The sequence below is a fragment of the Arcicella sp. GW458-12-2-14-TSB2 genome, assembly GCF_059423785.1.
The window spans coordinates 1-16,767 of record NZ_JBWKYN010000029.1 but is presented as its reverse complement, the minus strand read 5'-3'; the positions used below and the strand labels follow the sequence as shown (position 1 = coordinate 16,767).

7 protein-coding genes are annotated in these 16,767 nt (G+C 34.8%); 2 read left to right on the top strand and 5 right to left on the bottom strand.

Annotated elements, in window-relative coordinates; translation table 11 throughout:
- Nucleotides 1-18: 18 nt before the first annotated feature.
- The 5 genes from AC07XN_RS06400 to AC07XN_RS06380 all read right to left on the bottom strand — a co-directional run bounded on the left by AC07XN_RS06400 (nucleotide 19) and on the right by AC07XN_RS06380 (nucleotide 12,504).
- Entirely contained in the window at nucleotides 19-1,347 is a 1,329-nt protein-coding gene (locus AC07XN_RS06400; RefSeq protein ID WP_309918152.1) for a sugar porter family MFS transporter, read from the bottom strand.
- A 196-nt stretch (nucleotides 1,348-1,543) separates the two neighbouring features.
- The gene (locus AC07XN_RS06395) at nucleotides 1,544-4,240 is read right to left on the bottom strand and encodes a substrate-binding domain-containing protein (RefSeq protein ID WP_494742435.1); all 2,697 of its coding nucleotides are present in this window, start codon (nucleotides 4,238-4,240) and stop codon (nucleotides 1,544-1,546) included.
- 155 nt (nucleotides 4,241-4,395) lie between these two features.
- Nucleotides 4,396-5,928, bottom strand: a complete 1,533-nt coding sequence (locus AC07XN_RS06390) for a glycoside hydrolase family 32 protein (protein WP_494742434.1) — start codon at nucleotides 5,926-5,928, stop codon at nucleotides 4,396-4,398.
- Nucleotides 5,929-6,240: 312 nt separating this feature from the next.
- Nucleotides 6,241-9,717, bottom strand: a complete 3,477-nt coding sequence (locus tag AC07XN_RS06385; protein WP_494742433.1) for a PAS domain S-box protein — start codon at nucleotides 9,715-9,717, stop codon at nucleotides 6,241-6,243.
- 339 nt (nucleotides 9,718-10,056) lie between these two features.
- On the bottom strand, nucleotides 10,057-12,504 hold the full coding sequence (locus AC07XN_RS06380; RefSeq protein ID WP_494742432.1) for a glutaminase family protein: 2,448 nt from the start codon (nucleotides 12,502-12,504) through the stop codon (nucleotides 10,057-10,059).
- 277 nt (nucleotides 12,505-12,781) lie between these two features.
- On the opposite strand from AC07XN_RS06380, the gene AC07XN_RS06375 reads away from it, so the two are divergent.
- Entirely contained in the window at nucleotides 12,782-15,847 is a 3,066-nt protein-coding gene (locus AC07XN_RS06375; RefSeq protein WP_494742431.1) for a ligand-binding sensor domain-containing protein, read from the top strand.
- Complete coding sequence (locus AC07XN_RS06370; RefSeq protein ID WP_309918135.1) at nucleotides 15,847-16,635, top strand: response regulator; 789 nt, start codon at nucleotides 15,847-15,849, stop codon at nucleotides 16,633-16,635. Before AC07XN_RS06375 ends, AC07XN_RS06370 begins: the two co-directional genes overlap by 1 nt.
- Nucleotides 16,636-16,767 lie beyond the last annotated feature (132 nt).

Below are 16,767 nucleotides of genomic sequence, written 5' to 3'. Positions count from 1 at the left end.
GAAATAATAATTGTGTACTTAATGCATTACGATTGTTTTTTCCATGCCTTCCAGAGAAGTTCCTTTGGTTTCTGGCATAATTTTCAATACAAACAATAGTTGCAAAACCATCATCGAAGCAAAGAATGTGAAGGTAACGCCCCCACCGAATGTCTCTGCGATATAAGGGAACGTAAACGTGATGATGGCTGCTAAAATCCAATGTGTAAAACTTCCTAAGGCTTGCCCATAAGCACGTACTTCATTCGGGAATATTTCTGAGATAAATACCCAAATTACAGCCCCTTGCGAGAACCCAAAGAAGGCAATAAATATGAATAAATAGAAAGAAACGTTAAGACCAATATTACCACTAAAGAAGGCCTGCGCTACTAATATCAACGAACCAATTAAGCCTATAGAACCCCAGAACATCAATACTTTTCTGCCGAATTTATCAATTAACGAAATGCCTAAAAGCGTTGATACTAAGTTGATTAAACCTATTCCTGCTGACGAAAGAAGGGCGGAGTCTTTTCCTAAACCAGCCATTTCAAAAATACGGGGAGCAAAATAAATAATGGCATTGATTCCCGAAACTTGATTGAATACGGCAAATAATACTGCCAACATTACGGGCTTGCTATACGTAGGTTTGAATAAAGTTGTAAAATTGCTTGAAACGCTAGTTGCTGCATGGCTACGTATAGCCTCAATAATTTCTTCTGAGGTTGTAGTGTCTATCTCCTCCAATGTTTTTCTAGCAGTTGCGACGTCTCCTTTTTTGAGAATTAGCCACCTCGGGCTTTCAGGAATGATAAAAACAGTTACTAAAAATAATATAGAAGGGAGTGCTTGTACACCTAACATCCAACGCCAAGCATTCTCGCCAATATCTGCTAACAAATAGTTAGAAAGATAGGCAATCAATATGCCGAATACTACATTAAATTGAAACATGGCTACCAAGCGACCTCTTTTGTGGGCTGGAGCTATTTCTGAAATATACATGGGAGCAACTACAGAAGAAACACCCACGCCTAGGCCTCCTAAAAATCTAAAAACCAAAAAGATACTCCAGTTGGCAGCATAGGCAGTACCTAAAGACGATAGTAAATAAAAGATAGCTACTAATAACAAGGTTATTCTTCTTCCGTATTTTTCAGCGGGTAAGCCACCAATTAAAGAACCTAAAACTGTTCCGATTAAAGCAATTGAAACAGTAACGCCATGTTCAACTACGTTTAGATTCCATAATTTTTGTAGCGTTTGCTCTACGCCAGAGATTACTGCGGTATCGAACCCAAAAAGGAATCCCCCTAAAGCTGCAGAGAGTGCCCACAAGAAAATTTTAATGTTTTGATTCATGGTTAACTTTTAATAAGTTTTTTGATGAACCAAAATTAGAAGAATATTATATAGATGTCTGTAAGTATTCTTTCAAAGAGTATCTGTATTGATACATTAATTTAACTTACTGAATAACAGCATTGTATGTAAAATTAACACACTATAATCAACGCTTGAATATAAGTATTGATACAGCGTTTCAATAAATGATACATCAAGAATTTCGCCATTCAGAAGGGGTTTGATTAGTCTTTTGTTTAAAGAAAGTGGTAAAGTAACTTGGATTGTTAAAACCAGTTTCATAGGCTACTTCTGCAATGGTTTTATCCGTTTCTTTTAAAAGTGCCTTAGCTTTTAATAATTTAAAATCACCGATATAATCAGTTACATTTTTATTAGTCAACGCCGAAATCTTTCGGAATAATTGTACGCGCGACATTCCCAATTCTTTACTCAATTTCTCAACGGACAACGAACTATCGTTCAGATTCTTTTCAATCAATAATTCAAATTCTACTAAAAACTTACGCTCACTTTTTTGAATTTGACTAGGATTAGTAATTTCACTTGAAAAACGGCGACGCATTCTGTCTCTGTTTTCAAGTAAACCTTTTATTTTTTCTTCTAGCAATTGTTGATTAAAAGGTTTTGAAATATAAGCATCTGCCCCAGCTTTTGTACCTTCAATCTGGCTTTCCATTTGTCCTTTTGCTGTTAATAAAATCACAGGAATATGCGAAGTCCTGAAGTCATTTTTAATTTTTTGAGTAAGTGAAAACCCATCCATTTCGGGTAACATTACGTCACTGATGATTAAATCAGGAATATTATCCAAAATTTTCTCCCACCCTTTTTCCGCTGTTTCTACCGCAACGGTATTATATGACTGATTGAGCTTTTGGGTGAGAAATTGGTTTAAATCTTGATTGTCTTCTATCAATACAATGGTATTATCATGCGTCTTTGAACTGTTTGAAACGATAGGTATAACTGGCTCTATATTTTCGCGAGAATATAGACTTTTAGTTACTTCGGTTTCACCACTTTTCAGTTGCACAAAAGGCAAAATGATTTTAAAAGTAGTTCCCTTTCCTTTTTCAGATTCTACTTGAATATCTCCTTGATGCAGAGAAACAAATTCACGTGATAACGCTAAGCCTAAACCTGTACCTAAGGAAATATTTTGATTGCCCCGATAGAATAAATCAAATGCCCGCTCTTTTTCTTCTTTACTCATCCCGATTCCATTATCTGAAATCAATATTTCGATTTTCTCAATATTCTTCAATAACGAAATATGAATTAATCCACCGTTAGGAGTATATTTAAAGGCATTAGAAATGATATTGAATAGTACTTTATCAAGTTTTTCCGTATCAAAAACCATTGGCATGATGCTAAATGGACAGATAAATTGTAAGTCGATTTGTTGAGTTTTTGCCTTTACATTGAAGTCGGATACAATTTCCTTTACAAAACTTACTAAATCTTGTTGACTTACTTCTAATTCCATTTTGCCAGCATCTACTTTCCTTAATTCAAGTAATTGGTCTACCAGACGTAGCAATCTATTCGCATTTTTATGAATTAATTGTAGCGCATATCTAGTTTCTTTGGCATCCACAGATTTCCGTTGAAGTATATCTTCTGTTGGGGTCAGAATCAGACTCAGGGGCGTACGAAATTCATGGGAAATGTAAGAGTAAAAACGTAATTTATCCTCTGTCGCTTGGCGAGCAAGTTGCGAGATACGTTCAATCTCATCTTTCTGTTCCAGAATCGCTCTATTCTGATTCCCTAGCATTTGATTCGATTTTTGTTTCTCTCGCAACAAGTACAACAATATTAACCCTAGTAAGAGTACCACTAATAAAAAAACTACCGTTAGGTAAAGCGTATTTTGTTGTGACGAAAAGATACGAGTTAGGTCTTTTATTCTTGTCGCTTGGCGTTTAATATCGTCTTCTTGTTCTTTTATTTTTTGATATTGTGCCAACATGATTCCTACATTCTCACTATCTATAATGGTAGTAAAAAGTTGATTCTCTTTATCAAATGGCTGTTTTTTCAAAATTTTAACAGCCGTTTTGATCGCCTCTTCTCCGCCAGTAGGATACAATATAGTAGCCGATAAAATACCTTTACTGACCAAATCAATTCCTTGATTATCGCCGTATAGGCCATCGACACCAATTATTTTTTTATTCAAACCCAAGCTTTTACAAACATCCGCTACCATTAGTGCAAGCCTATCATTATGTGCAAAAATCAAATCTATATCAGGATGTTGACTGATAATAGCATATACTTGATTCTGGAAATTTTGAGGTTTACGGGCTGAAAAGACTGATTTAACAAGCTTTAGGTTAGGATAATGATTAATCGTTTTTACAAATCCTTGGTGCCTGTCGATAGTCGGAGAGGTTTTTGCACCTTCTCCTACTACAAAAATATTACCTTTACCATTTAAAATAATGTTAGCGTATATCCCTGCATTTTGACCTATCAATTTATTATCTGCCCCTACAAAGGCCGTATATTTTTCTGATGCTGTTTTACGGTCAACAATTACCACAGGAATACCAGCATCATATGCTTTTTCTATGATAGAAGTCAGGGGTTTGGCTTCATTAGGCGATACAATGATTAAATCTACTTTTTGATTAATAAATTGTTGAATTTGTAAAATCTGCTTATTACTACTTCCATTTGCATTAGAGATAACCATATCAATATTATTATGGAAAGTAAGTTCACGTTCCATTCCTTCAATCATTGTCTTCCGCCAATTGTCGCTCATAGTACACTGCGAAAAACCAATATGAAATGTTTTTTCATCTTTACTGCTCTTACAAGCATACAGCATCAAAACTATGCAGATTGGCACTAATATTTGATATATTTTTCTCATGTATTTAAGATTAAGAGATGGTATAAGCTGATTTTGTTTCAACAATAAAGTATTTAAAAGGCGTAAAAATAGCTAGGCTTTATAAGCAGAAAAAGATAAACTGCTGGATTTTATTATCCAACAGTTTATCTAGTTGTACGCTACATCAATGAATTTTATTTCCAGCTTCTTTTTAAGTTCCAGACTTTCAGTGATTTTACCTTAATAGGTGCTCCTGAAGTTTTAATGTTCATTTTTGTATAATCTTCGTTCGGAAAGAAAATTTCCGTCATAACTGTGGTACCATCATCCGCAAATAATTCGGCTGAGGATACATCAAAAAATAAATGCATTTTGATGATATTACTGTCAGACAATCTTGGAGCGATATGAATTTTTGCTGCAAAATCATTAGAAAAATCCTTTTTACCTGACTTTGTTCTATCGCTAAAAAAGGTATTCTTTTCGCTGTTATAGCCAATTATATATTTTTCGCCTTTAGCATTAGATATTTCAATACTAACGATGTCATTTGGCTTAGGTTTTTCAAATGCTAATTCCACTTCTGATAAAGTCGGAACAAAACCTAACTTAGTGTTTAAATCTAAAGAATCTTTTATCGTTACATTACTTACCTGCAAAGGTTTTTTTGCCAAATTTCTTAGTGATTGAAGTTCTTTGACTGGTGTTGACGCAAGTCTATATCCTTGGCTTGTCGCTTTCAAGGTCAATTCTCTTGGTAATGTAGTAGCACTTCTCCATTGAGTAGTTGGAACAATATTAGCATATTGCCAGTTACTCATCCAGCCGATTAAGATTCTTCTACCATCCGTTTTAGGAATATCTGACCACGTCACGCCTGCATAATTATCTTTGCCATAATCTAACCAAACTCCATTTCCATTCATCACACTAGGCTTGAAAGACTCGTCCAGTACAAATGTTTTGCCATCAAATTCACCAATAAAATACTGTGTTCCTGAACCACCGTTTAGGGCACCAGGATTAATATTGACAATCAATACCCACTTGGTAATCTTACCGTCTTTTAAAGGAAATAAGTCTGCACATTCCCAAACACCACCATGATTTCCCCATTCTTTGCCAAAGCTTCCTGATTTCGACCAGTCTTTTAAATTCTTTGATACCCAAAATTCATGATGATCTTGTACGGCTAAAGCCATAACCCATTGCTTACGCGCTTCATCCCACGATACTTTGGGGTCTCTAAAATCACGGATACCTTGATTTTTGATGACAGGATTGTTGGCATATTTTGTCCACGTACGACCTTTATCATTACTATACGCTATGCCTTGACTTTCAAAATCATTTTTCCCAGCTTTTTCAGCTGCCATATTATGATAAGTAAAAATAGCAATTAGTGGCGGCTGATTGTTTTTGCCAAAACCACTCGTATTATTCCAGTCTACTACAGCACTTCCAGAAAAAATATAGCCTAAACTATCAGGATATAGGGCAATTGGAAGGTTTTCCCAATGTGTTAAATCTTTACTAATAGCATGCCCCCAGTGCATTGGTCCCCAAACACTTTGGTCTGGAAAATGTTGATAAAACAAATGATATTCTCCTTTATAAAAGAACAGCCCATTGGGGTCATTCATCCAAGCCTTTGGTGGAGAAAAGTGATAATTCGGGCGGTGTTTTTCATGATATAAATCCTTATTTTGTCCTAATCCTTTCTGCATAACAAGTAACATTAGGGCAACACAAAATATAGTTATACGTTTAAAAGTTTGAAAGTAACTCATTTTTTCCATTATTAAATAGTGAAGTAAACGTAAGACATAGATTTATGCCTTTGACTGATTCAAAATTATCACTCTTGTTTTTTAAAATGATGTATTAATCTTTCCAAAAATTCCAAATTTGATACAATTTATAATACATTGTAAATCAACCTATTGTCAATATGCAAAGCCGCAACGATATAACTATTGTTACAAAAAATTAAATAATGTTACTATAAAACAAAACGGTTGTTGAGTTTTATCAATATCTTAATTTAGCCGAGGGGTAATACTCAGTGCTTCATAAGGAAATTTCAACGTAAAAGTTGTCCCGATTCCTTCTTGACTAACAAATGAAATCTGCCCGCCCAACTTATTAGTAAACTCTTTAGTGATAGTCAGTCCAAGCCCTGTGCCTTCGATATGTAAAACATTGTTTGCCCGATAAAACAATTCAAACAAATGTTCTTGGTCACCCAAAGGAATTCCCAAACCATAGTCTGTGACAACAATGTGATAACAATCAGGATGAAACAATAATGTCAGACTTGGATTCTTTGAACCCGACGAATATTTAAAGGCATTATTTACCAAATTGCTAATAATATGATTTAGAAACGAGGTATTTGAAAGAATCTGTTTATGCTCTTCTGGCAAATGTATTTCTAATGTTCGATTATCGTTTCTATCCGAATAATATTGTTGATTGATATCATTAATCAACTGGACAATATCAATGAGTTCAAGGTTATATTCTTTGGTATTTACGGCGGTTTTTTCAAGCAATAATATATCTCGCAACATTTCGGTGAGGCGATTTGACTGAGAAACAATCTTATTGAGATGAAGTTTTATTTTTTCTTTCAATTTTTCATCCTGCATCATATCTACATAGATACCTAATATGTCAATCCCACTTACAATAGTAGCGATAGGTGTTCTGAACTCATGAGAAGCGAGAGCTGTAAATCTAGTTTTTAGGCTATTGATCTCTTTCTCTTTTTCTAATGATAGTTCTAATTGTTTAAGCTGTTTTTGGGCTTCTTCAGCAATTTTTATTTCAGTAACGTCTCTTTCTATTGCTATCCAATGAGTAAACCACCCTGTTTCGTCAGCCACAGGAATGACAGTAAAGTTTATCCAAAACTTCTCTCCATTTTTCTTATAGTTAATAATAGTAATTTCAGCAGTCTCCCATTCTCGCAATGATTTGCCTAAACGAGACAACTCATTTTTGTCAGATTCTGGTCCCTGTAAAATACGAGGACTTTTTCCAATTACTTCTTCGGCCGTATAGCCTGTCATTTTTGTAAAAGCCTCGTTTACATATATTATTCTTGGGCCAGGAAAATCAAAAGGCTCTGCTTCTGTAATCATTACTGCATCCTTGGTATTTACCACTACAGATTCCAGTAATTTTAATTGTTGTTCCTTTTCTTTTTGCAAAGTAATATCCCTCATTGCACCTACCATCCTGATGGCTTTTCCATCAGTGTCTCTAATGGTAAAACCCTTGTCCATTACATACGCATAACTTCCATCAGCGCGTCGATAACGATATTCATCTTCCCAATTATTGATATTATCATTATTTTCAATAACTATCTTAATGCCTTTCGTAACCCTCGCTACATCATCAGGGTGAATGTTTTTAATCCAAGAGTTAGCAATAGAAGAGAGCTGTTCATAGGTATGTCCAAATATATTCAAATAGCCCTCTCCCCAATATATAGTTTGATCTCGTAAATCCCAATCCCAAATTGCATCAGATGTTGCTTTTGAAACAAATTTGTATCGCTCATTGCTTTCAACAAGTGCCCTTTGTGCATTTTTCTGTTCGCTTATATCTTGAACCGTTCCTTCAAATGAAATAATTTTTCCTGTATCGTCTTTAATAGGTTTACCAATTTCATGTATCCATTTTATCTGTCCATCAGGTAATATGATTCGATATGCTATATCAACTACCTTAATTTCATTCAATGCTTCTCTCTGTTTTTGAAGGAACATTGCTATATCGTCTGGATGTATAGTATTGACAAAAGATTCAAAATTTAGGTCAAAAGAGTTTTTGGAAACTCCCCAAAGTGTATAGACTTCATCAGACCAATATAAATGTTGTTGCTCGATATTGACTTGCCAATACCCTAATTTGGCGATGTTCGTTGCAGTACGAAGTTTTATTTCGCTGTCTTTTAATTCTTGTAATACACCTTCTTTTTCTGTTACGTCATTTATTTGTACAAACGAAACCCTTCTGCCATTATAATCCATTAAATGACCAATGACTTCTACTTTTAACAACTCATTATTTTTTGTTTTATGAATCCAGATTCGTTTGTGAATTTTACCATACGTTTCTTCCTTTTGAGTTGCAGCATATAATAATGGTTTTTCAGATTCGGGCCTTATATCTAAAATAGTTAGCGACAACATCTCTTCGCGAGTATAACCATATTTTAGGAGTGCTTCCTCATTACATTCAACAATTTTTAATGTCTTGAAATCCCAGATAAACATGGGCGAAGGATTATTATCAAATAGATATTTGTATTGTTTAGCAGATTCTACTAAGGCAGCTTCACTAGCTTTTTTCTCTGTAGCATCTTTGGCAACACAATAATGTATATTCTCTACGGCATCCCAACGACTAGACCAAACCATCGGAACGATACTACCATCTTTTCTGACGTAACGGTTTTCGAAATTAGTAGTTTCGATACCGCTTTTAATATCAATACCACTTTGATTGGTAACATCACGGTCATCCTCATGAACAAGATTCATGAAATTAGTGCCAATAAGTTCTTCTGGTTTATAACCCCAAATTTTAAAACAAGCAGCACTTATTTGTACAAAATTACCGTCTCCATCTATCGTACAGATAATATCAAGCGAAGAATCCATGATTTTGTTCAATTCATCTTTTGCTTTCTGTAAGGCAATTTGCTGTATTTTTTCATCTGTGATGTCTTGAAATACACCAAACAATTTTAAAGGATTTCCTGCTACATCTTTAATAATACTTCCTCTGGAAATGATATGTTTTATGGTATTATCTTCTAACAAAAATCTTTTTTCAATCCTATATTCTTTCCCCGATTGCATAGTAAGTTGCATTTCTTCGATAGCCATTCCTCTATCATCGGGGTGAATTATGCCTAATCCTTTTTCTAAGGTTACTTCAAATGCCTGAGGTTCATAACCACAAATACTAAACACTCCATCAGACCATTGCAAATCATTAGTAACGAGGTCTAGTTCCCAAGTACCAAATTTTGAAATAGTTTCAGCTTTTCTAAGTAGTTCATTTCTTTTGTCAATGATAATATTTGCCTCTGCTAGTTGCTGATTTAGAATAAATTGCTCCGTAACATCTATCACTGAATGCATGATAGAAATAATCTCCCCTTTATCATCAAATACGGGGGCATGTTCTATCTCCCAATATTTATTTTGGGTAGCTGAATCATTTTCCTGAAAGTCATATTGTTTACCAGTTATTTTATGAGGCACTTTATACTTGATAGCTTCTTGCAATGACTGCTTTAATTCAGCTATCGTGGTAGCATCCATAGAAAATATTTCATAAACGCTCTTGCCTATTAAATCAACAGCTTTTAGCCCACAAATTTTGGTGTATGCATCACTTATTTCAATAATATTAAAGTCTTGATTATTACTTGATAATAACAAGATTGGCAAAGGAAGAGTTTTGAGTAGATGGCGGGCGAGAATGGTACTCATATATTTATATATTAATATTAAAAAATGGTCAAAATAAATAATATTGACGGTTATTATACTATTCCAAGAATAGTGCCATTATGGACAATAAAAATAAATAATTGTATTATTTTATTATTTTGTTTCTATCTCAAAAGTAGTTGATTGTTTTGTAAAATCAGCATATAATCTGTTCCTTGGAAAAACAATTAATAATATATATCACAATGTTATAAAAAAAGATAGGGACTTATTCAGATTTGAATAGTCCCTATGCTTAGGTTAAGTATAAAATGGTTAATTGTTTCTAACTACGGGTAATTTTAGCCATGCTAAAAATTGTTTATTGCTAGGCTATTTTTACTTATTCTTCATTTTTTGCTCTAGCACCTTCATAAAGTAGCCCCCCACAACGCTTCTTGCTTGAAAGCCAACCATTTTTCCAGTAGTGGTTTGGTGCCAGTCGCTAATAGGAACCCTAGACGATGTTTTGATGACATAATCAAACATTGGGTTTACCAAGGCCTCAAAATCTTTGTAGTCGTTTGCCAATACTGATGTCCAGATTACCCAGTCAGATTTAGTATAAGTAGCTCTGCTATCAAGTGGCAATCCAAACTCATTTTGCTTAGTTAAATAAAACTTCACTTCCGTATCAAATACTTCTTTCGGGAAATAATTTAAGTTCAAAACCTTGTCCCAAACCAAGTTATACTTTTGGCTCCATGTCCCTTTTTTATCAAAAGTTAAGGCATAGTGGTCGCCATCCTTTGCCATCTCCATCCATTTTACCACAAAACCTTTGGTAATTGAATCGTATTTTTGGAAAGTAGTTGTTTCGCCCATTTGTTTGGCCAACTGTGAAAAAGTTTCAAGTGCTACAATCGCCTTAGCAGAAAGGTTGATATTGCGTGCTAAATGACCTGCAAAATCATCTGTACACAACTGATTAGCAGGGTCGAAACCATCTTTGGCTAGAAAGTCAGCCCAAATATTCATTGTTTTCCAATGTTTTTTGGCATAGTCTATATTCCCTTCAGCTTTACAAATAGCCCCTACCAGAATCATCATGTTGCCACATTCTTCTACAGGCATATCTTCACCATAGGTTTGTCCGTTAGCAAGTGGATAAGTCCCTAAATCGTGAGCTGGGAAAGGTTTTGTCCATTTGCCACTTTCGCTGTAATAAAAAATTCCATTTAACATCCCTTTCAATAATTCAGGATTATAAACCAAGAAAAGAGGAGCAGAAGGATAAGTTACATCAACAGTATTGATAGATCCATTACTAAAATTCTCTTTTGATAAAAATAAAGTTTCTCCTTCTGGGCTTTTTAATAATTTATGTGCGGCAATACTCTGCCGATAGGCCAATTCGCATAATTTGGCATATTTTTCTCCTCCTGCTTTCAAAGCATCATTATGAATCATCTCATTAATACTTTCGCATTTTTTGATGATTGAAGTATATTCTTGTGATGCCAAGGTAAGTTGCTGTTCCATAGTTGTCTGTCCATTTGTATTCCACCAAGGACGTAGATTTTTACCAAAATATTGAATTGAATACAAATCGTCATAGCCTAACATAATCAGCTGTTCTTTTCCTGAACTTGCGATTTTACCCATGTCTACGATAGTATTGAGTACCAGTTTTTTACCTGTCAAAATGTCCTTAGTAGCTGCTTGAAACGGATTTGGTAAAGTATTGGTGATAGATTGTTTCACATTCGTTCCTGTGGGCGTTGCTACATACATATAGCCCCAGTCAATACGAAGGTCATCCCCTTTTTTCTCTAAAACAGGTTGTTCTATTGTCCCAGCTTTTAGAATACTCAGGTTGTTACTGTTGTATTTCTGAGCATTAATTTGTTGCGAACTTGTATTTGCTGCAATATTAGTAGAAGTGCCTAGATACAGTTTCACCTGATGTACAGCATTATCATTCGACTTTACTTTGGCACTAATGTATGACACTGGTCTGGCTAAAATATCTAGGTCGTTAATTAATAAAGGAGATGTGAAAGTAAGCGTAAGGTCTGTTTTACCACAAGTAAATTCATAAATAGTCTGTGTGGCATTTAGTTTTACACTTTTTTGTTGCGCAACGTGCATGCTCGTATTAGCAACAGGAATATTCTTCTGAACAATACCGAAGTCCAATAAGGCTTCCCCGCCAGTATTGATTACATGAATTGCAAAAACGTTTTTCCCTTTCTTCAATTTACTTTTCATGTCATTCGACATAGGCAAGTATAGATATTTACCTGCGCAACAACCTGCATCAAAAATCAATTCCCCGTTCATATATACTTTTACGTTGTCATCGTGTTGAAGTTTCAAGATGGGGTCTTTTAGGTTAAGCGTTTCTAAGGTAAATTCACGACGAACCCAAATGTCCTTACTCAACCATAAGGTTTTGGAAACCCCTTTGGTATTTCCAAAAGGTGCTAAACCATTCTTCCATTGACTATCGTCAAAATCTGGACTCATCCAATTTGCAGACGGAGTGGTTTCTGTATATTTTGTAGCATAATTTACTTCATCACCAGCAGGAAGTATTGCTTTGTAGCTAATAGGTTCGTCACCTAAAAAACGGTAGGTTTGTCCATCTACATTCAACATACCGATTAGCGAATGGTCAGTGCCTGTCCAGTGTTTGGTAGGCGAAGCATTCAAATTGTCGGTGGTTGACCAAATACTAAAATACGGATCGTGTGTAATGAGAGGATAGGCTGGAGCTTTGGTACTTTGGGCAAAAGTCAAGGCTGTTTTACAAAATACCAAGCCTAAAAGAATCAGTTTTTTCATTATGTTAAATTATTGAATATATTAGTCAGCTACCTAAACAAAGGACATGAAGAGATGAGTACAAAATTAGACTTTCAATCTTCCATACCCAATTCAATAAGTATCATTATTTCTTCAAAATGTTTCATTTCATATTGCCTGTCTTATAATTTCTTACCTTTATATCACAAAGACAATCTTTCATTATTAGCGTCTATTTTACTATTTGAAAAAACAAAAACATATATCATTCCTTTTACGAGCCATCGCAATTTTGTCGTTTTGTTCATACCATGGTATGGCTCAATCCTATTTTTTTAGGCACTATCAGGTAGAAAATGGTCTTTCAAACAATACTGTTTATTGCACTACCCAAGACAAAAATGGCTTTCTGTGGTTTGGAACCAAAGACGGACTAAATCGTTTTGATGGGTATCATTTTAAAATTTATAAAACCACCGAAGGGCTACATGATTTTAAACCAGACTTGATTAATTGTTTAAAAACAGATAAAAAAGGAGTGCTTTGGGTAGGTTCGACAAAGGGATTATTCTATTTTGATAATCAAAAAGAGCAATTAGTGCGTTTGTTAGATTCAGGAAAATTTAATGAAATAAATAGGTTAGAAATAGATGGGAAAAACCAGCTTTGGTTTATTACCCAATTAACACTCTGTAGGTATAACTTTGAAACCAAAACTACTACGGTCTTTCCTTTGTCTAAGTTTTTCCCTGTTACTTCATTGGCAATCGATGATGATGGAGAAGTATGGACTTCTACAGACAAGGGGGTAATTAAAAAATTTAATGCAAAAACGGGTGCTTTTGAAAGCTATGATGTTTTTAAGCATTCGCCTAAGGTTTCTTCACACTGGATACATAAAATGTATTTTGTGGGCAAACATACCATGTATATTGGCACAGCGAGCCAAGGATTAAAAGAATTTGATATACCAACGGCCACCTACAAAGATGTATTGAGCATCAACCCCGATAAAACCAAAGTACATGTACGCGATATTCAACAATATACTGCTCATGAATTATGGATTGCTACAGAATCGGGCATTTTTATCTTGAATACCAATAGTAAACAATTTACGAACCTTAAAAAGAAATTCCTCGACCCTTTTTCATTGTCTGATAATGCTGTTTACTCTCTTTGTAAAGATAAGGAAGGGGGTGTTTGGGTCGGCACCTACTTTGGCGGTATTAACTATTATGCCAAAGAACATTCACTGTTTCAGAAATATTTTGCAGATAATTCAAAGAAATCTATCAGTGGTAATGCTATCAGGGAGATTTGTGAAGACCGTTTGGGAAATATTTGGATTGGTACAGAAGATGTAGGACTGAGTAAGCTGAATCCTAAAACGGGAGACATTACACAGTTTATGCCTACTGGAGAAAATACAAGTATTGCCTATTCAAATATTCATGGATTATTGACGGCAGGCAATGATGTATGGATAGGCACATTCGAACATGGGTTGGATATTATGGATATCCGCACAGGAAAAGTACGAAAGCATTATGATGAAGGGACAGGGAAAAATGATTTGAGGAGTAGTTTCATCGTTAGTTTTTTACAAACAAAATCTGGAGATATTTACGTAGGTAATTCTAATGCTTTGTTAAAATATAATCCTACAATTGATGGCTTTGAGGCAGTACCAGAAGCCCCTGCTAATATTTGGGTTTCTTCGTTGATAGAAGATTATAACCATACTATTTGGATGGGGACGCATGGGGGAGTATTCTATTTTAATCCTATTACCAAAGAAAAAGGATCTTTCAAACACGACCCTCATAATAAAAACAGCCTGACCAATAATGACATCAATGCTATTTACGAAGACAGCAAACATTGTATATGGTTTTCTACGGAAGGTGGCGGACTTTGCAAACTGAGTAAGGACAGAAAAACCCTTACGAGTACTACCACTAATGATGGACTTCCTAGCAATTTTATTTACAAGGCGCTGGAAGACAATAATCATAAAATGTGGGTGACGACCTCGAAAGGATTAGTACACCTAAACCCTGACAATAAAGAGATTGTGACGTATACTAAAGACAATGGTTTATTGAGTAATCAATTCAATTATAATTCGGGCTATAAAGATGCTGCAGGGAAAATGTATTTCGGAAGTGTAAAAGGAATGATAACCTTTGAGCCTGATAAAATTGTAAAAACCAACAGTACAGCCCCCATTTATATTACTGATTTTCGGGTAGAAAATAAAGAACAAACCATTGATGGAGCACATTCATTTTTGAAGAAATCTATTATTTATACCAATGAAATCACCCTGCCTTATGACAAATCGTCTTTTAATATCGACTTTGCAGCCTTGAGCTATGTCTCGCCGGAAATGACGGAATATAGCTATTTTATGCAGGGATTGGACAAAGAATGGACAGCTATTAAGCCCAATCGTAAAGTATATTTCACCAATCTTTCGCCAAGAAAATACACTTTTCGTTTAAAAGCATTTATCAATGGCAATTGGAGTAAAGAAGAAAAGTTATTGGTAATCAATATCTTACCTCCGTGGTGGGCTACCATCTGGGCTTATCTCTTATATGCCATTCTTGGATTATCGCTGATTTATTACTTGTTACGAAGCTATCTTACCATTATAGAAGATAAAAAAGCAAAGGAAATATATGAAGCTAAGATTGACTTCTTTACCAATCTAGCCCATGAAATCAGGACTCCCCTTACTTTAATAAAAGGGCCAGTGGAAAACCTGCTTGAGCAAGTAGATGGTATTCCTGATATTAAAGATGATGTAATGATGATGGACAGGAACACGAATCGCCTCATTGCACTAGTAACACAAATTCTGGATTTTAGGAAAGTAGAAACGAATAGCTTTACGGTAGATTTTGTACGAGTAAACATCACTGAAATGTTGAAAGACGCTTATTCAAATTTTGCTTTATTAACCAAAAAACGAAAGCTGGATTACACCATAGCGTACCCTCCCAATGATATTTTCGTATTGGTTGATGAAGAAGCACTGAACAAAATCCTCAGTAATCTTTTCAGCAATGCTATTAAATTTGCCAAAAAGAAGGTAGCCATTCGATTATTACCTTTAGCTGAAAATCCCGTTTATATTACGATTGAATTTGAAAATGATGGTTTGAGTATTCCTTTTGAGATGAAAGAAAAGATTTTTGAGCCTTTTTATCGCCTGAAAGAGTCGAAACAAGAAGGGACAGGTATTGGCTTAGCCTTGGCGAGGTCGTTGACAGAATTGCTTCATGGAGATTTATTTTTGAAGGAAACGATAGATGGCTCAATTGTATTTGTATTAAAATTACCAGTAGAAACCAACTCAACGCTTAGAAATTAATGACAAACGATATGCAACCCATCATTTTACTTGTTGATGATAATGAAGAAATTCTAGAGTTTTTAGAAAGAATGTTAAGAAATAAATATACTATTTTGAAAGCTGAAGATGGAGCAGAGGCATTGAAAATATTGGAACGAGAGGCTATTCAATTGGTCATCAGCGACGTAATGATGCCCGTGATGGATGGGTTTGAATTATGTAAAAGAATAAAGTCTAACTTTGAATTTTCACATATTCCAGTCATACTACTTACGGCAAAAAACTCAATACAAGCAAAGGTAGAAGGATTAGAATTAGGGGCAGATGCCTACATTGAAAAACCTTTTTCCAAAGAATACCTCCAAGCTCAAATGGCAAGTTTGTTGAACAATCGAAATATTATTCGTGAATACTTTGCTAATTCTCCCTTGATTCATATTAAGAGCATGGCACATTCCAAAGCGGATGAATTGTTTCTGGAAAGTCTACATGATACGATTACCAAAAACATTGAAGATACTGATTTGGATGTAGAAAAACTGGCTGAAATTATGAATATGAGCCGTATTACTCTTTACAGAAAAATTAAAGCTATCTCTGTCTTAACTCCCATCGAATTAATCAATATTACTCGCCTCAAGAAAGCAGCAGAGTTGTTAGCCCAAGGAAATCATCGCATTTTCGAAGTTTCTTACATGGTCGGCTTTAGCTCACAAAGTAACTTTGCCCGCAATTTCCAAAAGCATTTTAATATTACACCCACCGAATACATGCACTCAAAGCAGTTGGAAAAAGAGAAAAAGTAGCCTTTGATTGAACAGAAATATTTTACGGGAAATAGAACTATATGATAATCATATAGTTTTTTTTATATTTTTTGGGGTCAATAATACTACAAAAAGGCGAATTATTTTGTTCAATCAGCCTTATTATATAAT